This window comes from Luteibacter sp., from assembly GCF_009912395.1.
Taxonomy (GTDB): Bacteria; Pseudomonadota; Gammaproteobacteria; order Xanthomonadales; family Rhodanobacteraceae; genus Luteibacter.
Genome location: NZ_WNDO01000001.1, coordinates 87,419 through 112,034, shown reverse-complemented (window position 1 = coordinate 112,034; position 24,616 = coordinate 87,419). Strand labels below are relative to the sequence as shown.

The window sequence follows — 24,616 nt, the reverse complement described above, 5'->3', positions numbered from 1 at the left end:
GCTAGCGCGCGATGGGTGCTTGCGGCAATCCCCATCGCGCGCAAGCGCGCTCCTACAGGACAGGGTCAGGGCTCCGGGTTCGACGTGGTGTCGCGCTTCGTGCGCGGGGCCACCAGCGGCTCGCCATGCACCACGAACCAGACGTTTTCGGCGATGTTGGTCGCGTGGTCGCCGATGCGCTCGATGTTCTTTGCCATGAACAGCAGGTGCGTGCACGGCGTGATGTTGCGCGGGTCTTCCATCATGTAGGTGAGCAGGGCGCGAAACACCATCGTATAGGCTTCGTCCAGCTCCGCATCGGCCTTCCACACTTCATAGGCCGCCTCGGCATCCTGCTCGTGATAGGCCTTGAGCACGTTACGCAGCTGCTCGGCGGCCAGTTCGGCTAGGTTTGCCAGGCCACCGGCGACGGGAATCGGTGCTACACGGCTGAGCGGAATGGAACGCTTGGCCACGTTCGCGGCGTAGTCGCCGATGCGTTCGATATCGGCGGCGATGCGCAGCGCGGCAAGCACGTTGCGCAGGTCGCCCGCGATGGGCGCGCGCAGGGCGAACAGGCGGACGACGTCCTGGCTGATGTCGTGTTCCAGCGCGTCGATGGCGTCGTCGTTGTCGACCACGCGCTGGGCGGCGCGTTCGTCGCGGCGTTCCACGACATCGATGGCTGCCTCGATCTGGGCCACGGCGATCTCGCCCATCTTGACGATTTCGCCGGTCAGGCGCTTCAGCTCTTCGTCGTAGCTCTTGATGATGTGCTGGTGCGTAGTGTTCATCGCGTCCCTCGTATCCTGGGGCTCAGCCGAAACGGCCGGTGATGTAGTCTTCGGTCTGCTTCTTGTCCGGCTTCGTGAAGATTTTCTCGGTCCGGTCGAATTCGATCAGCTCGCCCATGTACATGAAGGCGGTCATGTCGGAGCAACGGGCCGCCTGCTGCATGTTGTGCGTCACGATGACGATCGTGAAGTCCTTCTTGAGTTCTTCCACGAGCTGCTCGATGCGGCTGGTGGCGATCGGATCGAGCGCGGAGGTGGGCTCGTCGAGCAGCAACACCTCGGGCTTCAGGGCGATACCTCGCGCGATGCACAGGCGCTGCTGCTGGCCGCCGGAGAGACCGAGCGCGCTCTGGCGGAGCTTGTCCTTCACCTCGTCCCACAGGGCGGCGCCGCGCAGGGCCTGCTCGACGCGTTCTTCCATCTTCTGGCGCGAGAGCTTCTCGTGGTGACGGATACCGTAGGCCACGTTCTCGAAGATGGTCATCGGGAACGGCACGGGCTTCTGGAACACCATGCCTACCTTGCTGCGCAGGCGGTTCATCGAATACTTCGGGTCGAGGATGTTCTCGCCGTCGAGCACGATTTCGCCCTGCGCGCGCAGGCCGGGGTAGATCGCATAGATGCGGTTGAAGATGCGCAGCAGGGTGGACTTGCCGCAACCCGACGGGCCGATGATGGCGGTGACCTTCTTCTCCGGAACGTCCATGGCGATGTTCTTCAGCGCATGGAATTCGTTGTAGTAGAAGTTGAGGTCGCGCACCGTCATCTTCGCGGGGACCTGGCCGAGGTCGACGCCCGAGGCGTGAGGCGAGGTGCCAAAGCCTGGCTGGGAAACGACGTCGTTCATGTTAGTCATGGGACACCTTGGAACGCGAGAATACGAAGCGGGCGATCAGGCTGAGCGCCAGCACGAACATGGTCAGCACGAAGGCACCGGCCCAGGCGAGGACGTTGATGTCCGGGCTCGGGTCCTTGGTGTACTCGTAGATGATCTGCGGCAGGCTCGGCATTTTGTCCAGCGGGTTGAACGTCATGAAGTTGTTGCCGAACGCCGTGAACAGCAGCGGCGCGGTTTCGCCGCTGATGCGCGCCAGGGCGAGCAGCACGCCGGTGACGATACCCGAGCGGGCCGAGCGGACCAGGATCTGCAGGGTGAGCTTCCACTGCGGCACGCCGAGCGACAGCGCGGCCTCACGCAGCGTGCCCGGCACCAGGCGAAGCATTTCGTCGGTGGTGCGGACGATGACGGGCAGGGCGATCAGCGCGAGGGCGATGCCGCCAGCGACACCCGAGAAGGTGACCGCGCCGTCGGTGAGGTACTTCGACGGCAGCACCACGATCGTGTAGACGAACAGGCCCAGCACGATGGATGGCGCCGACAGCAGGATGTCGTTGAGGAAGCGGATGGTCGGGCCCAGGCGCGAGCGGCGCGAGTACTCGGCCAGCCAGGTACCGGCGGCCACACCGATGGGCGTGGCGATCAGGATGCCGAGCGTATTGAGGATCAGGCTGCCGACCATGGCGTTGGCCAGGCCGCCTTCCTCGCGATACGCGGTGATCTTGGTGAACAGCTGGGGCTTGAGCGCCGAGATGCCCTGGCTCAGGGTCTCCCAGAGGATCCAGGCCAGGAAGAGCAGGCCGATGCCCGTGGCGATGACGCTGAAGATCATCGCCAGCACGTTCTTGACGCGACGGCTGGTGTAGAGCGCGGAGGACATCAGCGACCCTCCTTGGTGGCCATCCGGCGGAGCATGAGGCGGGCGATCAGCAGCACGATGAAGGTCACCACGAAGAGCAGGAAGGCCAGCGCCATGAGGGCCGACTTCTGCAGGCCCTGGGCCTCGCCGAACTGGTTGGCGATGGTGGAGGCGATGGAGCTGCCCGTCTCCAGGAACGACCAGGAAAACTTGAAGGTGTTGCCGAGCACGAAGGCCACGGCCATGGTCTCGCCGAGCGCGCGGCCCAGGCCGAGAAAGACGCCGCCGATCACCGCGGTGCGGGTGTAGGGCACCACGATGTCCCACACCACTTCCCAAGTGCTGGAGCCCAGCGCATAGGCGGATTCCTTCAGGCGCGTCGGCACGGTCTGGAAGACTTCGCGCATCACCGAGGAGATGAAGGGGATGATCATCACCGCGAGCACGAGGCCCGCCGTGAGCACACCGGCGCCGAAGAAGGCGTATTCACTGGAGAAGAACTTCGCGATCCAGGGAAGCTTGACCACCAGCAGCGAGACCTTGCCGTCCGGCGGGTCGGCGCTGAAGTTGTTCATCAGCCACGGCTTGATGTGCTCCGCCACGAAGGGGGCGAAGATGAAGAGACCCCACATGCCGTAGATGATCGAGGGGATGCCGGCCAGCAATTCGATGGCCGAGCTGACCGGGCCGCGCAGCCACTGCGGCGCGATCTCGGTGAGGAAGAGGGCGATGCCGAAGCTGATCGGCACGGCGACCACGAGGGCGATCATCGCGGTGCCGACGGTACCCATGACGGGCACGAGGGCGCCGTACTGGTCGTTGCTCGGGTCCCACGTCGCGCTGGTCAGGAAGCCCCAGCCGAAGGTACGGAACGCGTCCTGGCCGAGCCAGAGCGTGGAGGCCGCGGCACCGACGAGCGCCAGGAGGACGAGCAGGGCGCAGGCCTTGAGTATCCACCCGAAGAGGACGTCGTTGCGCGAATCCTTCGCGTTGCGGGCCGCTTCGGCCGATTGCTCGGCGGACACGACGTTGCTGGCGGTGGCATGCATGGTGAGTGCTGTTTCCCGGGCCTATGCAAAGTTTTGGGCCGCCGCCCCTGACGGGACGGCGACCCCCTTGGACGATACTCTGGACCGGAAGTGTTTCATCCGGCCTGTCGGATCGCTTCGATTACTTGAACTCGGCCCAGTAGGCTTCGATCTGCTTGACCAGCTCCGGCGGCAGGGCCACGTAGGAGAGGGAGGCGGCCTGCGACTGGCCGTTCTCGAGCGACCACTTGAAGAAGTCGAACGCGACCTTGGTGTGCTCCGGGTTCTTCGACTTCTTGTACATGATGATCCAGGTGGTGGCGGTGATCGGCCACGCCTTGGCGCCCGGGGCGTTCGTCATGATGAGGTTGAAGTCCTTGGCCGACTTCCAGTCCGCGGTGGCGGCGGCGGCGGCGAAGGCGTCGGCGTTCGGCTCGACCCACTGGCCGGCGGCATTCTGCATCTGCGCCCAGGAGATCTTGTTCTTCTCGGCGTAGGCGTACTCGACGTAGCCGATGGAGCCCGGGATCTGGCGCACGTACTGCGACACGCCTTCGTTACCCTTGCCACCGACGCCGGCCGGCCATTCGACGGCCGTGCCGAACTTCACCTTCGAGGCCCACTCCGGGCTGACCTTGGACAGGTAGTTGGTGAAGTTGAACGAGGTGCCCGAACCGTCCGAGCGATGCACGACGGTGATCTGCGCGGCCTTGCCTTCCAGACCGGTGAGGGCCGTCTTCAGCTCGGGATTCAGCGCGAGGATCTCGGCGTTGTTCCATTCCTTGATTTCACCAAGGAAGATCTTGGCCAGGACCGGGCCGGTGAGCTTGAGCTTGCCGGCGTCGACGCCCTTGAGGTTGATGACCGGCACGATGCCGCCGACCACGCTGGGGAACTGGCCCAGGCCGAACTTCTGCAGGTCTTCGGCGCTCATCGGAGCGTCGGAGGCGCCAAAGTCGATGGTGCCTTCCTTGATCTGGGCGATACCCGCACCCGAACCGACGGACTGGTAGTTCAGCTTGTTGCCCGTCTTTTCGGCGTAAGCGGCCGACCACTTGGAGATCACGGGATAGACGAAGCTCGAGCCGGCACCGGTGATGTCGGTGGCCTGCACGGCCGACATGCCGAACAGCGAAGCGGCGACCAGCGCGGCGATGCGGAGTTTGCGTGTGAACACGGAGTAATCCTCGATGGATAGAGTGTCGGGCGAAGCCCGCCCGGGGGCGTATTGCAGCCCCGCCGTGTTGCAATGAAATGAGTTGAATGTTTCACGAATATGACACCCGTCTTTTTGGCGTCATATTCAGGAACTTACGAAAAGACTCAAACCGCCAGAGGCGTTGGCTTTTCCTGCTCCGAGAGCTCCAGGCGACGCCAGCGATTGACGATCTCGCAAAACAGTTCGGCCGTGCGTTCCGCGTCATAGATGGCGGAATGAGCCTCTCGGGTGTCGAACGGCACGCCGGCCGCGATGGCCGCACGGCTGAGCACCGTCTGGCCGTAGGCCAGGCCGCCAAGGGTGGCGGTGTCGAAGCAGCTGAAGGGGTGGAAGGGATTGCGCTTGTGGCCCACGCGACGCACCGCCGCGTTGAGGAAGCCCAGGTCGAAGGCGGCGTTATGGCCGACCAGGATGGCCCGCTGACACTCCGTTTCCTTCACCGCCTCGCGGACGGCCGCGAAGACGTGGTCCAGGGCCTGCCGTTCGGGCAGGGCGCCTCGGAAGGGGTGGTCGGGGTCGATGCCGGTGACTTCCAGCGAGCGCGGGTCGATGTTGGCGCCCGGGAAGGGCTCCACATTGGCCGCCACGGCCGGGCAGGGCACCAGAAGGCCCGAGGCGTCCATACGGACGGAAACGACCGCTATCTCGAGCAGGGCGTCGCGTTCGGCCTCGAACCCCCCTGTCTCGACGTCCACGATGACGGGCAGGAACCCGCGGAACCGCGCGGCCATCGTGGTGGCGGTGCTATTGCTCACTGTATCCATATGACAAGGATACCAGCCCGGGGCGGGGCCGGGCATTCGTTAAGCCGATGTACCGATGTCTTGGTTCTGTAACAAAAAAGGCATGTAACGGTAAAGGCCGGGTCCCATTCTTCGCGGCGTTTGCTTCTTTTGAGTTTTTTCTGACGGAAAAGGCTCAGCAGAAGCTCAGGGGCAATCACTCAAGCCATTCCATCAAGCGGAGACATCCCATGCGTTCCAAGTTGCTCACGGTGGCCATTGCCGCTGGCCTGGGCGTTACCAGCTTCCACGTCGCGGCCGACCCGGCCACGACCAAAAAGCAGACGGCGAGCCAGAGTGCGGAAGCGTCGCGGAACGCCGAGATCGAGGCCCTGAAGGCCCAGCTCCAGGCGTTGCAGGCGAAGGTCGTCGAACTGGAACAGCGCACCGACGCGCAGTCCGACATCAATGTCTCCACGGGCCAGAACATCGAGGCCGTGCAGAAGCAGCAGGTTGCCGTCGACACCCAGATCAAGAAGTCGGCCGACAAGCTCTCGTACAAGGGCGTGAACATCACGCTTGGCGGCTTCCTCGCCGCGGAAACGATCTACCGCACGCATAACGAAGGCGCGGACATCGCTTCGAACTTCAACGCGATCCCGTACCGCAACAGCTCGGTCGGCCGCACCTCGGAAACGCACTTCACCGCGCGCCAGAGCCGCATCTCGCTGCTCGCCCAGGGTGACATCGATCCGAACACCCACGTTGCCGGCTACATCGAGGCCGACTTCATCGGCGGCGCCCAGACCGCGAACCAGAACGAGAGCAACTCGTTCAATCCGCGCGAGCGCAACGTCTACATGACGGTCGACTGGGATAACCCGGGCCTGCACCTGCTGGCCGGCCAGAACTGGTCGCTGCTGACGCTCAACAGCAAGGGCATCACCCCGCGCCAGGAACTGACCCCGCCGCAGATCGACGCCCAGTACCTCCCGGGCTTCACCTGGGCACGTCAGACGCAGATCCGCCTGGTCAAGGACTTCGACAAGAAGTACTGGCTCGGTATCTCGCTGGAAAACCCGCAGACCACGTTCGGCATCAGCCCGAACCAGGCCAAGGCGCCGGTCCAGTCGATCTACAACACCCCGGCTGGCTCGGGCTATGACTCGGCCAACACGCTTTCGCTCAACCACATTCCCGACGTGGTCGTGAAGTTCGCGGCTGACCCGGGCTTCGGTCACTACGAAATCTTCGGTGTGGGCCGCGCGTTCTACAACCGCTACAACTCGGGCCAGGGCAACAGCAACCACAACGTCTACGGTGGCGGCTACGGCATCGGCGTGATCCTGCCGGTGGTGGAGAAGGTCCTCGACTTCCAGTTCTCGGGCATGCAGGGTCGCGGCATCGGCCGCTACGGCAGCGCCCAGCTGCCGGACGTGACCTTCCGTCCGAACGGCTCGATCGCCCCGATCAAGGAAAACATGCTCCTTGCCGGCCTGACCTACCACGCCACGCCGGATTGGGACATCTACGCCTTCGGCGGCCGCGAGCGTCAGGAGAAGGAAGCGTTCGATTACAACGGCGTCGCGCTGGGCTGGGGCAACCCCAAGTACAGCAACGCCGGTTGCGACGTCGAAGGCGGCGCCTGCGTGGGCCAGTCCAAGCAGGTGTGGCAGGGCACGCTGGGCTTCTGGTGGAAGTTCTACCAGGGCAAGTTCGGCCGCGCCCAGTTCGGTGCCCAGTACTCGCACACCGAGCGCGAAGCGTTCGAAGGCATCGGCGGCTCGCCGAAGGCCAAGGAAGACATGCTCTTCACCAGCTTCCGCTACTACCCGTTCTAATACCGGTATCGCAAGGGAGTTCGACCCAGGGACGGAGAAAACGGCGGGCATGGCCCGCCGTTTTCTTTTCTGCGTCACCGCGAACGGTTGGATGGGCGACGTATTTGTAGGAGCGCGCTTGCGGGCGATGGGAATTGCCGCAAGCACCCATCGCGCGCAAGCACCCATCGCGCGCAAGCACGCTCCTACATGGATGTGGCCTGGGTGACGTTCTCGCCGGCCGACCAGCCGCCGCCCAGTGCACGGATCAGATCTACGCTAGCCTGGAGCTGCCGTGTGCGTACCAGTTCCGCCGTGCGTTCGGCACGCAGCGCCGCCGTCTGTGCGGTCACCACGTCGAGATAGCTCACCACGCCTTCCTTATAGCGATTGGTCGCCAGCGTCTGCGATTCCTTCGCGGCGTCGGCGGCCGCGTTCTCCTGCGCGGCTTCGCGGCCCAGTTCCTCCAGCAGGGTGAGGTTGTCTTCCACCTCCTGGAAGGCGTGCAGCACCACGCTGCGGTACTGCGCCGAGGCGGCATCCAGCTCCGCACGCGCCTGTGCGACACGGGCCTTGCGCAGGCCGCCATCGAACAGCGGTAACGAGGCGAGGGGGCCGAGCGCCCAGAAACGGTTGCCCGTGCTGAGCAGGCTGCCGTGGCCGACATCCTGCCAGCCGAAGCCGGCGCCGAGGCTCACCGTCGGAAAGAAGGCAGCCCGTGCCACGCCGATGCCGGCGTTTGCAGCGAACGTGCGTCGTTCGGCGGCGGCGATGTCCGGGCGTCGTTCCAGCAGGGTGGATGGCACGCCCAGCGGAATCGCGGGAATCGCCAGCGCGGCGGTCTTCGCCGGCAGCGAGAAGCTGGATGCCGCCTTGCCCACCAATGCCGCGATGGCGTGTTCGGCGAGCGCCCGCTGCGCGCGCAGCTCGGTAGCCTGCGCCTGCGCATCGGAGTACTGGGCGTTCGCCCGCGCGACATCCAGGCCGGACGACACGCCGCCCTCCATGCGCTTCTGCGTCATCTGCCGGCCATCGGTGTAGGCCTGCAGGGAGTCCTGCACGATGCGCGATTCGACATCGAGGCCACGCAGTCGGATGTAGAGGTCCGCCAGGCGCGCCTCCAGGCTCAGGCGGGCGGAGGCGAGATCGGCTTGCGCCGCGTCGCTACGCGCTTTGCCCTCGGCGACCTCGTTGCGGATGCGCCCCCACAGGTCCAGCTCATAGCCCGCGCTGAACTGCACGGTGCGCGTGTCGTACTCGTTGGGCTGGTTCGAACCGCGCAGCGGACGATTGTCGGACTGGCGGTTGTTGGTCGGGCTGGCGTCGAGTCCGGCGTGGGGTAACTGGCTCGATCGCAGCTGTTGCTCGAACGCCCGCGACTCGTCGAAGCGGGCCAGGACGATGGCGAGGTCGGGATTGTCGGTGTCGAGCTGGCCTTCCAGTTGCTCCAATACGGGATCGCCATAAACCTTCCACCAGGGGCCGCGGGAGGTGTCGTCGCCGGGCTTGGCCTGGGTCCAGCCCTCGGGATTCGCTGCACCCTTGAACGCGTCCGGCAGCGGGCCGACCGTGGGTGCCTTGTACGTCGGCGCCAGGGAACAGCCGCCTAGCGCCAGGAGCAGGGCCACGCCGAGTAGGCGCGGGGTGAGGTCACGCTTGCTTGGCATGGGGAGCCTCTTGGGCGACGGGCGTGGCGATCTGGACGAGGTCACCCTGCGCGAGGGAGTCGGACGGGTGATCGACGATTCGGTCGCCCGGTTGCAGGCCGTGGTCGATCTCCAGCTTGTCGCCGAGGTCGAGCGCGATATGCACGTCACGCAGCACCACGTGATTGTCCTTGCCGACGACGGCGATCTGCGGGCCGGCCGCGCGGAACAGCAGCGTGGTGGCAGGCACGGTCACGGTGTTCGGGTCGGGGGTGAGCGAGAGCTGCACCTCGGCGAAGTCGCCGGGGAGCAGGTCGTGGCGCGGGTTTTCCACCTCGAATTGCGCGCGCAGGGTGCCGGACGAGCGATCGATCGCGCTGGAGCTGCCGATCAATGTGCCTTCGACCGTCTCGCCGCCATGACCGAGCACGAGCATCTTCACCTTCATGCCGGAGCGTACGGCCGCCGCGTAGCTCTGCGGCACCTCGGTATACAGGCGCATCTTGCTGGTGTCAGCGACCGCGAACAGTGGCCGACCGCTGTCGTTGTTGGCCGTGACCAGGTCGCCGATGTCGGTGTTGCGCGCCGTGACGGTGCCGTCGAACGGGGCGACGATCTGCTTGAAGGATTCGAGTGCGGCCAGGCGGTCGACGTCGGCCTTCGCGGCCAGCACGTTCGCGCGCGCGGTCTCCGCTTCGCTGGCCTTCTCGTCGGCTTCCTGCTTGGACACCGAGCGCGAATCCAGCAGGTTCTGCCAGCGCGAGGCGGTGGTTTCGGCAAGGCGGACGTTGGCCTGTGCACGCACCAGCTCCGCCTTGGCCTGTTCGAACTGCTGGTCGAGCTCCGGTGTGTCGATGATGGCGAGCACTTGGCCCGCCTTCACTTTGTCGCCGATGTCCACGTTCCATTTCTTGAGGTAGCCGCCCACGCGGGCATGGATCGGCGTACTGATCCATGCGTCGAGGTGGCCCGGCAGGGTGAGGCCCTGGCCGCCCGCAAGCTGCGACGCGGCAATGACGTCCACGGTGGGGGTCAGCTGCGCGTCGGTCCAGTGGGTCAGTTCATGCGATTCGACGGTGCGCAGGGACAGCCCGGCGACGACGGCGACGACGGCGAGGCCCAAGCCGATGGCAATGGCCAGCCGCAGGCGGGGCGGCCGTCCCGGCATCGCGTTGGTGGCTTCATGCGACATGAGGTTCGTCTCCGATAAGGCGTTGGTCAGAAGGGGCGGGCGCGGTGCGGCCGTGCACGATCGAGAAGATCACCGGCACGAAGAGCAGCGTGGCAAAGGTGGCGAAGATGAGGCCGCCGATCACGGCGCGACCGAGCGGGGAGTTCTGTTCCTGGCTGAGCGCCATCGGCAGCATGCCGATGACCATCGCCAGCGCAGTCATGCAGACGGGACGGAAACGGGTGAAACCGGCTTCGAGCGCCGCCTTCATGCCGTCGCCGTGTTCGGCGAGGCGTTCGCGGCAGAAGCTCACCACAAGGATCGAGTTCGCCGTCGCCACACCCATGCACATGATCGCGCCGGTCAACGCGGGCACCGACAGGCTCGTATGGGTGAGGAACAGCATCCAGACGATGCCGGCCAGCGCGGCGGGCAGTGCGGTGATGATCACGAACGGGTCCAGCCACGACTGGAAGTTCACGACGATCAGCAGGTAGATCAGCAACACGGCGCCGACCAGGCCGAACAGCAGGCCGCTGAAGGCTTCGTTCATCGTGCCGACCTGGCCGTGCAGGCTGACCAGGGTGCCCTTCGGGCGAGTGGCCTGGAAGTGATCCAGCACCGCCTGTACGTCGTGCGAAACGCCGCCGAGATCACGGCCCTGGATCGATGCGTAGATGTCGTAGGCCGGCATGATGTTGTAGTGCGAGACCACGGCGTCGCTGGGGCCGCGCTTGAACGAGGCGATGCCGCCAAGGATCTGCGTGGCACGGTCGCTGGACGAGGTGACCGGCAGCGCGCGCAGATCGGCCATCGAATCCATGAGGTATTGCGGTGTCGCTGCCACGATGGCGTACGAAACGCCGTTCTTCGGATTCAGCCAGAACGCGGGGGCCACCTGCGAGCTGCCGGCCAGCGACGCGACCATGCTGTTGGTGACATCGCGTTCCGTGATGCCCAGGCCGTCGGCGCGTACGCGGTTCACCGAGACGTTGAGCTGCGGATAGCTGGAGCTTTGCTGGAGACGCACGTCGACGATGCCGGGGATCTTGCGCATCTCCTTCATGATCGCCTCGGCGTAGGCTTCGTTGCCTGCGCGGTCGCGACCGGCGATGGAGACGTCCAGCGGCGCCGGCGCACCGAAGTTGAGGATCTGGCTGGTCATGTCCGCGGGCAGGAAGGCGAACTGCGTGCCGGGGAACTGGCGCGGCAAGGTCTCGCGCATCGTCTTGATGAAGTCGGCGCTGGGGCGATGGCCTTCCTTCAATGCGATCTGGATGTCGCCGTCCTGCGGACCGATGGTGCCGCTGCTGCTGTACACCAGGTTCACGCCGCTGAGCGGCAGGCCGATGTTGTCGATGATCGTCTCGAGCTGGTCGGGCGGGACGATCTTGCGGATGGCGGCCTCGATGCGGTCGAACTCGGCCGCCGTTTCCTCCACGCGGGTACCCATGGGGGCGCGTACATGCATGGAGATCGACTCGGAATCGATGGCCGGAAAGAAGTCGCGACCGAGTGCCGGCAGCAGGGCGAACGAGGCCAGCACGAAGGCGAGGAAGCCGACGATGAAGCTTTTGCGGTTCTCCAGGGCCACGCCGAGGATGGCGTAGTAACCGTCGCGGATACGGGTGAAGCGGTGCTCGAAACCGAGCTGGAACGCCACCAGCGCGCGGATCACCGCTGGCTTGCGGCGAGCGTGCTGGTCGCCTTCGTGATGGTTGATGTACGGATCTTCCGGATGGCCACCCGAGCCCTGTTCGACGTGGTGCGGCTTGAGCAGGAACATCGCCAGCGTCGGCACCAGGGTGCGCGATAGGATGAACGACGAGACCATCGCGAAGATCACGGCCAGCGCCATCGGGCGGAACAGGAAGCCGGCGATGCCGTTGAGCATGAACATCGGCACGAACACGATGCAGATGCACAGCAGCGAGACGAAGGCGGGCGTCACGATCTGCTTCGCGCCATCCATGATCGCGGTCATCACCGACTTGCCCTGTTCCAGGTGCCAGTTGATGTTCTCGATGGTCACCGTGGCATCGTCGACCAGGATGCCCACCGCGAGCGCCAGACCACCCAGCGTCATGACGTTCAACGTTTGCCCGAACACTGAGAGCAGGGCAATGGCGGACAGGATCGACAACGGAATCGACAGCGCGATGATCACCGTCGAACGCCAGCTGCCGAGGAACAGCAGGATCATCACCGAGGTGAGTGCCGCGGCGATGACACCCTCGCGGGCCACCGAGGCCACCGCCGACTTCACGAAGATGGACTGGTCGCTCAGCAGGTTCATCTTGAGCGATTTCGGCTGGGTTTCCTGGATCAGTGGCAACAGCTTCTTGATGCCGGCCACCACGTCGAGGGTGGAGGCATTGCCGTTCTTCAGGGCCGGCATGAGTACCGCGCGCTTGCCGTCCATGCGTACCACGTTGTTCTGCGGTGGCGCGCCGTCGCGCACGTGGGCCACGTCGCCGATGGTGATGGTGGCGCCGTTGACGGTCTTGATCGGCAGGTTGTTCAGCTCGTCGATCGCCGTGGGGCTGTTGTTGAGCTGGACGTGGTACTCGTAGGTGCCGATCTTCGCCGTGCCCACGGGAATGATCTGGTTCTGCGCGCTGAGCGCGTTGCCGACGTCCTGCGCGGACAAACCCTTGGCCGCAAGCGCGCGCGGGTTGAGGTCGAGCGTCACCTGCTTCTGCTTGCCGCCGTAGGGCGTCGGGATCGCGACGCCGGGCACGGAGATCAGCGTCGGGCGCATGAAGTTCTGCGCGATGTCGCGGATCGTCGCCTCGGACAGCTTGTTGCTCGACAGCGCCATCTGCAGCACGGGCACCGTGGAGGCGTTGTAGTTGAGGATCAGCGGCGGCGTGATGCCCGGCGGCATCTGCTTGACCACCGTCTGCGAGATCGAGGTGACCTGCGCGGTGGCCGTGCGGATGTCGACGCCGGGCTGGAAGAAGATCTTCACGATGCCCACGCCCGGCAGCGACTGCGACTCGATGTGCTCGATGTCGTTCACCGACGTGGTGAGCTGGCGCTCGTAGTAGTAGATCACGCGACCGGACATCTGGTCGGGCGGCAGGCCGTTGTAGGTCCACACGACGCTGATCACCGGGATGCCGATGTTGGGGAAGATATCGGTGGACGTGCGCAGGGCGGCCAGCGGTCCGGCGATGAGGATCAGCAGGGCCAGCACGATGAACGTGTACGGGCGCGAAAGCGCGATGCGGACGAGCGCTAGCATGGCAGGCGCTCCGGGGCGTTCAGGGCGGGGAATGTGACGTGCGGATGACGGTCGGCACGCCGTTCGGGCGCTTGGGGTTTCATCGACGGATAACGCTCGGCTTTGCCTCGGGCAGAAGCGCCCATGCGCATCATCGGCGTCGATGCTTGTGGAAATCTTTTGGGCGGGAAAAGCCTCCCGCCGCCTGCGTCAGGCGACCGTTCCCGGGCTGGGCGGGGGCAGGGCGTCCATCACGATATGCGCCTGCAAACCATGACCGCCGGGGGCTTCCAGCAGGTCGATACGCGCATCGTGGAGCTCCACTGCGCGCTGGACGATGCTCAGGCCCAGGCCGAATCCGGTGGCGCCGGCCTCCGTCTCGCGGTGGAAGCGACGAAAGGCCGCCTCGCGGCGCTCGGCAGGAATGCCGGGGCCATCGTCACGGACATCGATCACGGCCCTGCCGTCGACGCGTGCGATGTCGATGTCCACCTGCCCGCGTTCGGGGGTGTATCGCAAGGCGTTTTCGATGAGGTTGCGGAACATGGCGGTCAGCGCCACTTCGTGGCCCGCCACGCGCAGTTCGGGCTCGTCATGGTTGAGGCTGAGGGAGATGTCCTTTTCGGCGATCACTGGCGCTAGCTCTTCGACGACCTCCGTCGCGATGAGCACCAGGTCCAGGGGCATGCGGTGCTGCGAGGCCGCGCCGGCTTCAAGGCGGGCGATGGCCAGGATTTGCTCAATCCGCCGCCCCAGTCGTCCGAGGCTGCGGCGCGCGTTCTTCAGGGTGTACTGGACTTCGTCCGGATCGTCGGCGATCAGCGCGCTTTCCAGGTGGATCATGGTCGCCGCCAGGGGCGTGCGCAGCTCATGCGCCACATCGCTGGCGAAGCGGTGTTCGCGCTCGATCGCGTCTTCCAGTCGCTCAAGCTGCTGGTTCAGCGTCACGATGAGGGGCTTGATCTCGTCGGGGGTGCGATCCAGGGCGATGGGCTTTCGGCTGCCGGGCGTGCGCTTGGCGAGCAGGCGCGTGAGCAGGTCGAGGGGGTGCAAGCCCTGCTTGACCGCCAGGCTGACGAGGATCGCGAGCAGGGGCAGCCCGATGACGAGGGGCAGCGTGTGCTCCAGCACGAGGCCGCGCGTGATGTCCCGGCGGTTGTCGTAGCGCTCGCCGATGCGGATTACCAGGTTGTAGCGGTTCTTCAGCGTGAAGATGCGCCAGCGCGAACCGTCGTGGTCCAGGTCGCTGAAGCCGCGTTCCGCCGCGGTGGGCGGGGGCAGGTCGGCGAGGTTCGCGGTGGCGGCGATCATTCGGCCTTCGGGGTCGTAGGCCTGAAAGCCCACCTCGGGCTCGTAGTTGCGGGGGTGGACGGGCACGAGCACGCTGCCGCGCCGGGCCTCCTCGGGCAGGGCGATGTCCCGGGGTTGCTCCTGCGATACGTAGCCGTCCTGGCCGTGAGCGATCAGTGTGCCCAGTGTGCGGCCGGCCTGGGCGAGGCGTCCGTCGAGCAACTGGCCCATCTCCCGCTGCTCGCGCTGGTAGCTGATGGCGCCGAGGGGAATCAGCACCACCACCATGACGGCGATGATGAGCCAGGTCAGGCGCGAGCGCAGGCTCATCGTCTTCATTGGGGATCCCTCGGGATCATGTAGCCGATGCCACGTACGGTGTGGATCACTTCCGGGCTGAGCTTGCGGCGCAGCCAGTGCACCTGCACCTCGATGGCGTTGCGATCCACGATGGTGTCGAAGCCGTAGACCGAACCTTCCAGGCTTTCACGGCGGACGATGCGGCCGGCGCGCTCCATGAGGGTGCGCAACACGGCGAATTCGCGGCGGGTGAGGGTGACGCGCTGCTCGCGGAACTCCACTTCCATGGTGGCGAGGTCGAGCCGGAGGCCGCCGACTTCCACGCGATTGTCCACGAGACCCTGGGCGCGGCGGGTCAGCGAGCGGATGCGGGCTGCCAGCTCGCCCAGGTGGAAGGGCTTCACGAGGTAATCGTCCGCGCCCAGGTCGAGGCCGCGGATCCTCGCTTCCAGCGCGTCGCGGGCGGTCATCACCAGCACCGGCGTCTTCACGCCGCCCCGCCGGGCCTCTGCCAGCACCTCCAAGCCGTCCTTGCCGGGCAGGCCGAGGTCGAGAAGAACCAGGTCGATCGAGCCGTCCGCCAGGGCCGCCATGCCCTGGCGTCCGTCGGTCAGCCAGGTGACGGCATAGGACTGGTGCTCCAGCGCGTGCTTGATCGCTTCGCCCAGTTCAGTGTCGTCTTCCATCAGGAGGATATGCATGGAGGTGGCTCGATTCGGTGCGGGTGGAGGGATGGGCCGGCGTGCCGGGATGATGGTGGGGCCTGCTTTTGCCTGGCTTTTGTCCTCTGGCTGCGAATCGTCTCACCGCGTCAGGGGGCTTGCGAAGCCAGAATGTGAACGGATTCCCACTGTTTTTGCCGCCGGGTACCTGCGACAAACGGGCATTTATCACGGTTTGGCATGTGAAATGGCGCAAAACCTGAATCTGTTGCATCGCAGCGCTTGCAAGGTACCAGGGCGCTGGGTAGGTTCGGCCGTCATGGGTATCCCCTTCGCCACCGTTATGCGCCGTTTCCTCAGCACGATGTTCGTGCTGGTGGCGATGTTCGTCGCGTGCGGCGCGGTGCAGGCGAACCCTTGCGTCACGCACGACGATGTCGTCGTCATGGAGCATGTCTCCCATGACATGAGTGGCATGTTTGCTGCGGACGACGATTCATCGGGCCAGGTTCCCTCGCTCGAAGACAACAGCTACAACCTCGACGACACCTTCGACGTTCCGCCCGAGTACGTGATGAACGTGCCGCGCGGCGTCACCCCGCGTCCTGTCGACCTCGTGCCTCCGCCGCACGCGCATCATCCCCGCCAGGACCACCGTCCTCCGATCGTCTGATCGATCCGGTGCGTCGTCGCGTCCGCGACGGCCATTCCTTTCCCCGTGCCATCGATGCATGCGCGTGCCGGCTTGAGCCGGGGCGCTCGCGGGCCCGTGTGTCCGCATCCCCATCCTCCCCCAAAGAGAGAGAACCACAATGGAACGTCTTATCCAGGGTTTCAATCAGTTTCGCCGTGAAATGACCACCGAGCAGCGCGAGCTCTTCGCGCGCCTGGCTTCCGGACAGACCCCGCACACCATGTTCATCACCTGCGCCGACTCGCGTGTGATGCCTGAACTGATGTTCAGTGCGCAGCCGGGTGAGCTGTTCGTCTACCGCAACGTTGGCAATATCGTGCCGCCGTACGCGCAGCACGTCAGCGGCGTCGTCGCCGCCATCGAGTACGCGGTTACCGCGCTCAAGGTGCAGCACATCGTGATCTGCGGTCACTCCGATTGCGGTGCGATGAAGGCGCTGCAGAATCCGGCGGCGCTCAAGGGCAAGCCGTCGGTCGAGCAGTGGCTGAAGCATGCCGATGTCGCTCGCTACGTCGTTGCCGAGAACCGCCCGACGATCCACGGCGAGGAAGGCTTGCGTTACCTCACCGAGGAAAACGTGGTCGGCCAGCTTGAGCACATGCGCACGCTGCCTGCTGTCGCCGCCGCGATGGCCAATGGCAGCCTGCGCATCCACGGCTGGATCTACGACATCGCCAAGACCGAGATCACCGCCTTCGACCCCGCCGAGGGTCGCTTCCGTCCGCTGGAGGCGGATGCCACCAAAATCCCCGATGCCACGCCGCACGCACGGTTCTCCGTGCGCCTGCCGGTGGCTTCCGCCGCCTAAGGACTTACCCCGATGCGCACCTATTTCTCCCAGGGCCTCTTTGGCCGCGACCTCCTAGGTTCGGTGGTCGTTTTTCTTGTCGCTCTGCCGTTGTGCATGGGTATCGCGATCGCGTCGGGCATGCCGCCCAGCGCGGGCCTGATAACCGGTATCGTCGGCGGTCTCGTCGTTGGCGCCATCGCCGGATCGCCGCTGCAGGTCAGCGGCCCGGCGGCGGGCCTGGCGGTCCTGGTGTTCGAACTGGTGCGCGAGCACGGCGTGGCCGCCCTCGGTCCCGTCGTGCTCCTTGCCGGCCTGATCCAGATCGTGGCTGGCCTGTGCAAGGTCGGCGTGTGGTTCCGTATGACATCGCCGGCCGTCGTGGCCGGCATGCTCTCGGGTATCGGCATCCTCATCGTTGCTTCGCAGTCGCATGTGTTGCTCGATGCGATTCCCAAGGCTCGCGGTCTCGAGAACTTCGCGGCGCTCCCCGCCGCTGCGTGGGAATCGGTGACCGGTGCCGCCGAAGGGCAGGCGCCCGCCGCGTTGCTGATCGGTCTGGGCACCATCGGCATCATGCTCGGCTGGGAAAAGCTTCGCCCCGCGAAGCTGCGCTTCATCCCGGGTGCGTTGCTTGCGGTGGTCGCGATGACCCTCGTGGCGCAGTTGGGCGCACTCGACGTGAAGCGCGTGGACGTGCCGGCCAACCTGTTCTCGGCGGTAAGCCTGCCGAACATGGGCAGCCTGTTCGGCCTGTTCGATGCCACGCTGCTGGTGGCGGCCGCCACCTTCGCCTTCATCGCCAGCGCCGAAACGCTGCTTTCCGCCGCCGCGGTGGATCGCATGCACGACGGTGTGCGTACCAACTACGACCGCGAGCTGACCGCGCAGGGCGTGGGCAACCTCATCTGCGGCTTCCTCGGCGCGCTGCCGATGACCGGCGTGATCGTGCGCAGCGCCGCCAATGTGCAGGCAGGTTCCGCCACGCGCATGGCGACGATCTTCCAGGGTGCGTGGCTGCTCGCCTTCGTGATGCTGCTGCCGTGGCTGATGCGCATGACCCCGGTGTCGTGCCTGGCCGGCATCCTCGTGTTCACCGGCGTGAAGATGGTCAATCCGAAGCAGATCAAGGACCTCGCCGCCTACGGCAAGGGCACCGCCGCCGTCTACGTTGCGACCACCGTCGCCATCGTGGCGACCGACCTGCTCACCGGTGTGATCGTCGGCTTCGGTCTGTCGCTGTTCCGCCTGGCGCTGCTGTCCTCCAAGCTGAAGATGGACGTGAAGCACCACGACGAACCCGGTCAGGCCACGCTGCACCTGGAAGGCTCCGCTACGTTCCTCAAGGTGCCGAGCATGGCCCGCACTCTCGAAGCCGTGCCGCCGAATACCCGCCTGCGCGTCGTGATGGATCGCTTGCAGCATGTGGACCAGGCGTCGCTGGAGCTGCTGCGCGAATGGGGCCGTAACGCTTCCAAGCGCGGTTGCGAACTGATCGTCGACTGGCAAGAGCTGGGCCGACGCGTCGAGGGCGCACCCAAGGCCGCCTAGCAGTCCGATCGCCTGTAGGAGCGCGCTTGCGCGCGACCCCCGGTTACGACAACACGACGACCAAGGCGGCTACGCCGCCTTGGTCTTTTGCTTGAACGCGCAAAGATCCACGATCGGGCAGCCCGGACACTCCGGCTTGCGTGCCTTGCACACATAACGCCCGTGCAGGATCAGCCAATGATGGGCGTCCTGGATGAATTCCTTGGGGATCACTTTTTCCCGCTTGTCCTCCACCTTGCGCACGTCCGCTCCCGGGGCGAGGCCCGTGCGGTTGGAAACGCGGAAGATGTGCGTGTCCACCGCGATGGTGGGCTGGCCGAAGGCTGTGTTGAGCACGACATTTGCCGTCTTGCGGCCAACGCCCGGTAGTTCTTCAAGCGCTTCGCGAGACTGCGGCACCTCCCCATCGTAGCGATCCACGAGGATCTGGCTCATCGCGATGAGGTTCTTGGCCTTGTTGTTGTACAGGCCGATGGTGCTGATGTAGCTCTTGAGCTTGTCCAGGCCCAGGTCGAGGATGCCCTGCGCCGTATTGGCGACGGGGAACAGCTTCCGCGTGGCCTTGTTCACGCCCACGTCGGTGGCTTGCGCCGACAGGGCCACGGCCGAGAGCAACTCGAACGGAGTGGTGTATTCGAGTTCGGTTTTCGGATGCGGATTCAGTTCGCGCAGGCGGCTGAACATCTCGACGATGTCGGCTTTCTTCACGGGGTGTCCTTCTTTTTCGCCTTGGCACGGGCCAGGGCTTCCAGTACGGCATTGCGTGCCGCCGGCGCGCCGACATCGCGCTTGCTCGCGGCAAGCTGGCGTTCGCGCATGTCGCGGTCTCGGGCTACACGTGCCTCACGTCGTTGGAAACGGAGGCGCGCGGTGTCGGCGTGCGCACGGTCGTCGGCCTGGGCCTGTGGCATCGGGTCGAGCGTGATGCAATCCACGGGGCAGGCCGGTACGCATAACTCACAGCCCGTGCAGAGATCGCTGACCACCGTATGCATGAGCTTTGAGGCGCCAAGGATCGCATCGACGGGGCAGGCCTGGATGCATTTCGTACAGCCGATGCAGTCGGCTTCGACGATGCGTGCGAGCGTGCGCGGCTTTTCCTCGCCACGCGAGGTGTCGAGCGGAAGGATCGCGCGATCGAGCAGGGTGGCGAGCCGGGCGATGCCGATGGCACCGCCCGGCGGGCAGCGGTTGATCTCGGCCTCGTCGGCGGCGATGGCTTCCGCGTAGGGGCGGCAGCCATGGAAGCCGCACTGCTCGCACTGGGTCTGCGGCAGCAGGTCGTCGATGCGGTCGGCGAGCGTTGGCGTCATGGCTGGCGCACGGCCGGAGGAGCGATCAGCGAACGGTGGCGCCCGGCGCGGCACCCTGGTCGGCGTCGAGCAGGAACAGGTCCGAACCGCCTTCGCCAGCGGAGAGGATCATGCCCTCGGAGAGGCCGAAGCGCATCTTGCGCGGTTCGAGGTTGGCGATGAAGACCACGTTGCGGCCGACCAGCTTCTCCGGCTCGCCATAGGCGGCGCGAATGCCCGAGAAGATCTGGCGCTTGCCCAGCGGGCCGGCGTCGAGTTCGAAGCGCAGCAGCTTGTCCGAGCCCTCGACGAATTCGCAGACATCAACCTTGCCGATGCGCAGGTCGAGGCGGGCGAAGTCGTCGATGGAGATGTGGGTCGTGGTGGTGTCGGTCATGGGCTTGGGAGCTTCTTTGGTCTTGTTCGATTTCTTTGCTTCAGCCTTCGCCACTTCGCGGGCCTGCTCGGCGGGCGTCAGTGACTCTTTCGAGGCCTCGACCATGGCGTCGATCTTCTTCGGATCGAGGCGGCCGAACAGCGGCGAGAAGGCGTTGACGGTATGGCCGAACAGTTCGCGACGGGCGTCGGCGAAGTTTTCGATGGGGCCGCCGAGGAACTGCTCGGCGCCGGCGACCGTGATCGGCACGATGGGCTTGAGCAGGCCGGAGAGCAGGCGGAACGCGTTGATCGCGAAGGTGCAGACCTGCTGCAGCTCGACGCGACGCGCTTCGTCCTTCGCGATGACCCACGGCGCCTTCGTGGCGATGTAGCCGTTTACCGCATCGGCCATGGCGACGAAACGACGGGTGACCTCGGCGTACTCGTCGGCTTCGTAGAGCGCCTCGATGCCTTCGTACTGGGCGAGCAGGTCGCGCCAGATGGCGGTGGCCTCGTCGTCGAAGCGGTCGGCCAGCTTGCCGTCGAAGTGCGTGTGCAGGAAGCCCGCCGTGCGGCTGGCGATGTTCGCCCACTTGCCGACGAGGTGCGAGTTGACCTTGTCCTCGAAGGACTTGAGGTCGAGGTCCACATCCACCGGCGTCGGGCCGAGCATGGTGGCGAAGTAATAGCGCAGCGCTTCGGGATCGAGGCCGGCGTCCAGGTAGGTGCGAGCCTGGATGAAGGTGCCGCGCGACTTGGACATCTTCGCGCCGTTCACGGTGAGGTAGCCGTTGACGTGCAGCGCGGTCGGCACGCGCAGTCCGGCGCCGTGCAGCATCGCGGGCCAGAACAGGCCGTGGAAGTTGATGATGTCCTTGCCGATGAAGTGGTGCATCTCGGCAGTGCTGTCCTTGCCGAGGAAGTCGTCGTAGCGCAGGCCGGTACGCTCGCACAGCGCCTTGAACGAGGCGAGGTAGCCCACCGGCGCGTCGAGCCACACGTAGAAGAACTTGCCCGGGGCGTCGGGGATCGGGAAGCCGAAGTAAGGTGCGTCGCGGGAGATGTCCCAGTCGCGCAGGCCGCCGTCGATCCACTCGCCTAGCTTGGCCACGACGCTGCTGTCGGCCGTGGGCTTGCCATCGGTGTACGTGCCGGCGAACCAGTCACGAAGCAGCTGTTCGAACTTGCCCAGTTCGAAGAAGTAATGCTCGGAGTCGCGCAGGATCGGCGTGGCACCGGACATCACCGAATACGGGTTGACGAGGTCGGTCGGCGCATAGGTGGCGCCGCAGTTCTCGCAGTTGTCGCCGTACTGGTCGGGCGTGCCGCAGTTGGGGCAGGTGCCCTTGATGTAGCGATCCGGCAGGAACATGTCGCGCGTCGGATCGTACAGCTGCTGGATGTTGCGACGGGCGATATAGCCGCCGTCGCGCAGGCGCAGGTAGATCGCCGTGGCGAGGTCCTGGTTTTCCGGCGAATGGGTGGTGTGGTACTGGTCGTAGCTGAAGTGGAAGTCGGTGAAGTCCGCTTCGTGGCCGGCGCGGATGTCGGCGATGTATTGCTCGGACGTCTTTCCGGCTTTTTCCGCCGCCAGCATGATGGGCGTGCCGTGGGCGTCCTCGCCCGCCACGTACCACACCTCGTTACCCTGCATTCGCTGCGCCCGCGCCCAGATGTCGGCTTCGATGTAGCCGAGCATGTGGCCCAGGTGGAGCGGGCCATTGGCGTAGGGGAGGGCGTTGGTGACGAGGATGCGGCGGGCCATGATTCGCACGGTCGGCTATGGGACCGGGGATTATGGCATGGGGGTCATTCCCCTGCTGGGGTTTCGCGCCGAAGCGCGTTCCTACAAAAGGCCACTGTAGGAGCGCGCTTGCGCGCGATGCGCCTTATTCGTCGCGGACCCATTCCTGGCTGCGGCCGATCAGCGAGATGCCGATGTAGCCGTGGACGTCGAGTTTCTTGCCGCCATCGACCAGCTTCAGGGTGACCTTGTAGATCTTGCCCTTGGACGGATCGAGGATCTGGCCGCCGGACCATACGTCGTCGTCCTTTTTCAGGCCCCACAGGATGGTCATGCCCTCGATGGGCTTGTTCTTCCGCTCACCGTCGCACTTGGCGCAGATGAGGTGGCCGTTGGCGTCCTTGGCGGCGCCGGGCGTGGGCTTGAGCACCTGGAGCACCTTGCCCTCCAGGACGCCGCCGTTGTCGGTGATCTCCACGACCGACTTCACCTCGTGGGTGGTGTCGTCGATGGTCTTCCATTTGCCGACCGGGGTATCGGTGGCGGCGAAGGCGGGGAGGGTGGCCGTCGCGAAGGCGAGGGCGGCGGTGGTGCGGATCAGGTGCTTCACAAGCATCGGGACTCCCCATACGGTCAGGTATGGGGTGAGACTGACTAAGCGGGGCGGGAATCGTCAAGTTGCATCGCGCCACGGGTGAAGCAATCGCGCGCAAGCGCGCTCCTACAGGGCAGCTTGTGTAGGAGCGCGCTTGCGCGCGATCGGGGCTGGCGTGGCGCCAGCTAAACCGGTGGCAGCGCCAGGCTGGCATAATAATGTCATCTTCGATTTTCCTCACTTCTCCCCATGACCCAGGCCAGCGAAACCCTCGTGCGCGGCGTCCTCGACCGCGTCATCGATCCCCATTCCGGGCAGTCGCTCTCTGCCGCGATCCGCGCCGTCGGTATCGATGGCGACCGCGTGTCCGTCGATATCCAGCTGGGCTACCCGGCCGTCGGCTACGTGGAGCAGGCCGCCGCCGCGGCCCGGGCGGCCCTGGAGGCCGAGTCCGCGATCGCCTCCGCGGCCGTGTCCGTGAGCTGGCGCATCCACGCCCACAAGGTCCAGGGCCAACTGGCCCCCCTGCCGGGCGTGAAGAACATCATCGCCGTGGCATCGGGCAAAGGTGGCGTGGGCAAGTCCACCGTGTCGGTCAACCTGGCCCTGGCGCTGGTCGCCGAGGGCGCCACCGTGGGCATCCTGGACGCCGATATCTACGGTCCCAGCCAGCCGAAGATGCTTGGCCTGTCCGGCAAGCCCGTCTCGCCGGACGGCAAGAGTATCGAGCCGATGCGGGCGCACGGCTTGCAGGCGATGTCCATCGGCGTGCTGATCGACGAGGACACGCCCATGATCTGGCGCGGCCCGATGGTCACTCAGGCCTTGATGCAACTGCTGACCGACACGCGCTGGGACGGCTTGGACTACCTCATCATCGATCTGCCGCCCGGCACGGGCGACATCCAGCTCACGCTGTCGCAGAAGGTGCCGGTGTCCGGCGCGGTGATCGTCACCACGCCGCAGGACATCGCCCTGCTCGATGCCCGCAAGGCGCTCGGGATGTTCCGCAAGGTGGAGGTCCCGGTGCTGGGCGTGGTGGAAAACATGGCCACCCATGTCTGCTCCCAGTGCGGCCACGAGGAACATATCTTCGGCCACGGTGGCGGCGCGCGCATGGCGGAGGAGGCGGATATCGCCTACCTCGGCGACCTGCCGCTGGACATCCGCATCCGTGAGCAGGCCGACGGCGGCAAGCCGACCGTCGCGGCGATACCGGAGTCGGACCTCGCGGCGCGCTACCGGGCGATCGCCCGGTCGGCTGCCGCGAAGCTGTCGCTCCAGGCCCGCAACAAAGCCATTTCCTTCCCCAAGATCGTCATCCAGAACACGTAAACAAGTGGCGTGGAAAGGGGCGTTCCTATACCTTTCCCGCTCCAGCGAGGGAGACCGTAAGTGAGCATCAAGTCAGACAAGTGGATTCGCCGCATGGCCGAGCAGCACGGCATGATCGAGCCGTATGCGCCGGGCCAGGTCAAGGAGCGCGACGGCCACCGTCTCGTGTCTTACGGCACGTCCAGCTACGGCTACGACGTCCGCTGTGCCGACGAGTTCAAGGTGTTCACCAACATCAACTCGACCATCGTCGACCCCAAGGCGTTCGACAAGGGCAGCTTCGTCGACATCAAGTCGGACGTCTGCATCATCCCGCCGAACTCGTTCGCCCTGGCGCGCACCGTGGAGTATTTCCGCATCCCGCGGAACGTGCTCACGATCTGCCTGGGCAAGAGCACCTATGCTCGCTGCGGCATCATCGTGAACGTGACCCCGCTCGAGCCCGAGTGGGAAGGCCACGTCACGTTGGAGTTCTCGAACACGACGCCGCTGCCCGCGAAAATTTACGCCAACGAGGGCGTGGCGCAGATGCTGTTCCTCGAATCCGACGAGGTCTGCGAGGTGTCCTACGCCGACCGCGGTGGCAAGTACCAGGGCCAGCGCGGCGTGACGCTGCCGAGCACCTGAACGCCTTTCGCGTCCCAGCCGCGCACGAAACCCGTGCGCGGTAGACTCGCCCCTTTCCG

At 65.5% G+C, this 24,616-nt stretch carries 21 protein-coding genes; 6 read left to right on the top strand and 15 right to left on the bottom strand.

The genetic code is table 11. The features are described 5' to 3' along the window. Positions 1–65 precede the first annotated feature (65 nt). The 6 genes from phoU to rnt all read right to left on the bottom strand — a co-directional run bounded on the left by phoU (position 66) and on the right by rnt (position 5,481). Positions 66–773, bottom strand: coding sequence for a phosphate signaling complex protein PhoU (gene phoU / locus GAK28_RS00525; protein WP_291773698.1), 708 nt, complete (start codon positions 771–773; stop codon positions 66–68). Positions 774–795: 22 nt separating this feature from the next. Next, positions 796–1,539 (bottom strand): phosphate ABC transporter ATP-binding protein PstB, encoded by a 744-nt coding sequence (gene pstB / locus GAK28_RS00520; protein ID WP_291774481.1) that lies wholly within the window; start codon positions 1,537–1,539, stop codon positions 796–798. Positions 1,540–1,621: 82 nt separating this feature from the next. Next, positions 1,622–2,491: a phosphate ABC transporter permease PstA gene (gene pstA / locus GAK28_RS00515; RefSeq protein ID WP_291773697.1), complete on the bottom strand. Its 870-nt coding sequence runs from the start codon at positions 2,489–2,491 to the stop codon at positions 1,622–1,624. Beyond that, entirely contained in the window at positions 2,491–3,519 is a 1,029-nt protein-coding gene (gene pstC, locus GAK28_RS00510) for a phosphate ABC transporter permease subunit PstC (protein ID WP_291773695.1), read from the bottom strand. Before pstC ends, pstA begins: the two co-directional genes overlap by 1 nt. A gap of 121 nt (positions 3,520–3,640) precedes the next feature. Further along, the gene (pstS, locus tag GAK28_RS00505) at positions 3,641–4,654 is read right to left on the bottom strand and encodes a phosphate ABC transporter substrate-binding protein PstS (RefSeq protein ID WP_291774478.1); all 1,014 of its coding nucleotides are present in this window, start codon (positions 4,652–4,654) and stop codon (positions 3,641–3,643) included. Between the two features lie 167 nt (positions 4,655–4,821). Further along, the gene (rnt, locus tag GAK28_RS00500) at positions 4,822–5,481 is read right to left on the bottom strand and encodes a ribonuclease T (protein ID WP_291773692.1); all 660 of its coding nucleotides are present in this window, start codon (positions 5,479–5,481) and stop codon (positions 4,822–4,824) included. 209 nt (positions 5,482–5,690) lie between these two features. Here rnt and GAK28_RS00495 point away from each other — a divergent pair, with 209 nt between their 5' ends. Continuing rightward, positions 5,691–7,280 carry a hypothetical protein gene (locus GAK28_RS00495; protein ID WP_291773690.1) on the top strand — a complete coding sequence of 530 codons (1,590 nt, stop codon included), beginning with the start codon at positions 5,691–5,693 and terminating at the stop codon, positions 7,278–7,280. A 185-nt stretch (positions 7,281–7,465) separates the two neighbouring features. Here GAK28_RS00495 and GAK28_RS00490 read toward each other — a convergent pair whose 3' ends face one another. The 5 genes from GAK28_RS00490 to GAK28_RS00470 all read right to left on the bottom strand — a co-directional run bounded on the left by GAK28_RS00490 (position 7,466) and on the right by GAK28_RS00470 (position 15,593). Next, the gene (locus tag GAK28_RS00490; protein ID WP_291773688.1) at positions 7,466–8,926 is read right to left on the bottom strand and encodes an efflux transporter outer membrane subunit; all 1,461 of its coding nucleotides are present in this window, start codon (positions 8,924–8,926) and stop codon (positions 7,466–7,468) included. Beyond that, positions 8,910–10,097 carry an efflux RND transporter periplasmic adaptor subunit gene (locus GAK28_RS00485; RefSeq protein WP_291773686.1) on the bottom strand — a complete coding sequence of 396 codons (1,188 nt, stop codon included), beginning with the start codon at positions 10,095–10,097 and terminating at the stop codon, positions 8,910–8,912. The genes GAK28_RS00490 and GAK28_RS00485 overlap by 17 nt, the downstream gene beginning before the upstream one ends. Next, entirely contained in the window at positions 10,087–13,323 is a 3,237-nt protein-coding gene (locus GAK28_RS00480; protein WP_291773684.1) for an efflux RND transporter permease subunit, read from the bottom strand. Before GAK28_RS00480 ends, GAK28_RS00485 begins: the two co-directional genes overlap by 11 nt. Before the next feature lie 189 nt (positions 13,324–13,512). After that, positions 13,513–14,931: an ATP-binding protein gene (locus GAK28_RS00475; protein ID WP_291773682.1), complete on the bottom strand. Its 1,419-nt coding sequence runs from the start codon at positions 14,929–14,931 to the stop codon at positions 13,513–13,515. Further along, the gene (locus GAK28_RS00470) at positions 14,928–15,593 is read right to left on the bottom strand and encodes a response regulator (RefSeq protein ID WP_291773681.1); all 666 of its coding nucleotides are present in this window, start codon (positions 15,591–15,593) and stop codon (positions 14,928–14,930) included. The genes GAK28_RS00475 and GAK28_RS00470 overlap by 4 nt, the downstream gene beginning before the upstream one ends. On the opposite strand from GAK28_RS00470, the gene GAK28_RS00465 reads away from it, so the two are divergent. From GAK28_RS00465 to GAK28_RS00455, 3 genes are all read left to right on the top strand, one after another. Further along, positions 15,592–16,227, top strand: coding sequence for a hypothetical protein (locus tag GAK28_RS00465; protein WP_291773679.1), 636 nt, complete (start codon positions 15,592–15,594; stop codon positions 16,225–16,227). The genes GAK28_RS00470 and GAK28_RS00465 overlap by 2 nt on opposite strands. Positions 16,228–16,366: 139 nt before the next feature. Next, complete coding sequence (locus GAK28_RS00460) at positions 16,367–17,056, top strand: carbonic anhydrase (protein WP_291773677.1); 690 nt, start codon at positions 16,367–16,369, stop codon at positions 17,054–17,056. Positions 17,057–17,068: 12 nt separating this feature from the next. Then, positions 17,069–18,586, top strand: coding sequence for a SulP family inorganic anion transporter (locus GAK28_RS00455; protein WP_291773675.1), 1,518 nt, complete (start codon positions 17,069–17,071; stop codon positions 18,584–18,586). Between the two features lie 69 nt (positions 18,587–18,655). On the opposite strand, the gene nth is transcribed toward GAK28_RS00455, so the two are convergent. The 4 genes from nth to GAK28_RS00435 form a co-directional block, all read right to left on the bottom strand. Continuing rightward, positions 18,656–19,270 carry an endonuclease III gene (nth, locus tag GAK28_RS00450; RefSeq protein WP_291774475.1) on the bottom strand — a complete coding sequence of 205 codons (615 nt, stop codon included), beginning with the start codon at positions 19,268–19,270 and terminating at the stop codon, positions 18,656–18,658. Positions 19,271–19,290: 20 nt separating this feature from the next. Then, a complete protein-coding gene (locus tag GAK28_RS00445) occupies positions 19,291–19,899 on the bottom strand; it encodes an RnfABCDGE type electron transport complex subunit B (protein ID WP_291773673.1) in 609 nt (202 codons plus the stop codon). A 25-nt stretch (positions 19,900–19,924) separates the two neighbouring features. After that, positions 19,925–22,021, bottom strand: a complete 2,097-nt coding sequence (gene metG / locus GAK28_RS00440) for a methionine--tRNA ligase (RefSeq protein ID WP_291773671.1) — start codon at positions 22,019–22,021, stop codon at positions 19,925–19,927. 124 nt (positions 22,022–22,145) lie between these two features. After that, entirely contained in the window at positions 22,146–22,616 is a 471-nt protein-coding gene (locus GAK28_RS00435; RefSeq protein WP_291773669.1) for a DUF2147 domain-containing protein, read from the bottom strand. Between the two features lie 228 nt (positions 22,617–22,844). Here GAK28_RS00435 and apbC point away from each other — a divergent pair, with 228 nt between their 5' ends. Together apbC and dcd are read left to right on the top strand one after the other, a co-directional pair. Continuing rightward, a complete protein-coding gene (gene apbC / locus GAK28_RS00430) occupies positions 22,845–23,930 on the top strand; it encodes an iron-sulfur cluster carrier protein ApbC (protein ID WP_291773667.1) in 1,086 nt (361 codons plus the stop codon). A gap of 60 nt (positions 23,931–23,990) precedes the next feature. Beyond that, complete coding sequence (gene dcd, locus GAK28_RS00425) at positions 23,991–24,557, top strand: dCTP deaminase (RefSeq protein WP_045827707.1); 567 nt, start codon at positions 23,991–23,993, stop codon at positions 24,555–24,557. The last annotated feature ends 59 nt before the right edge of the window (positions 24,558–24,616 follow it).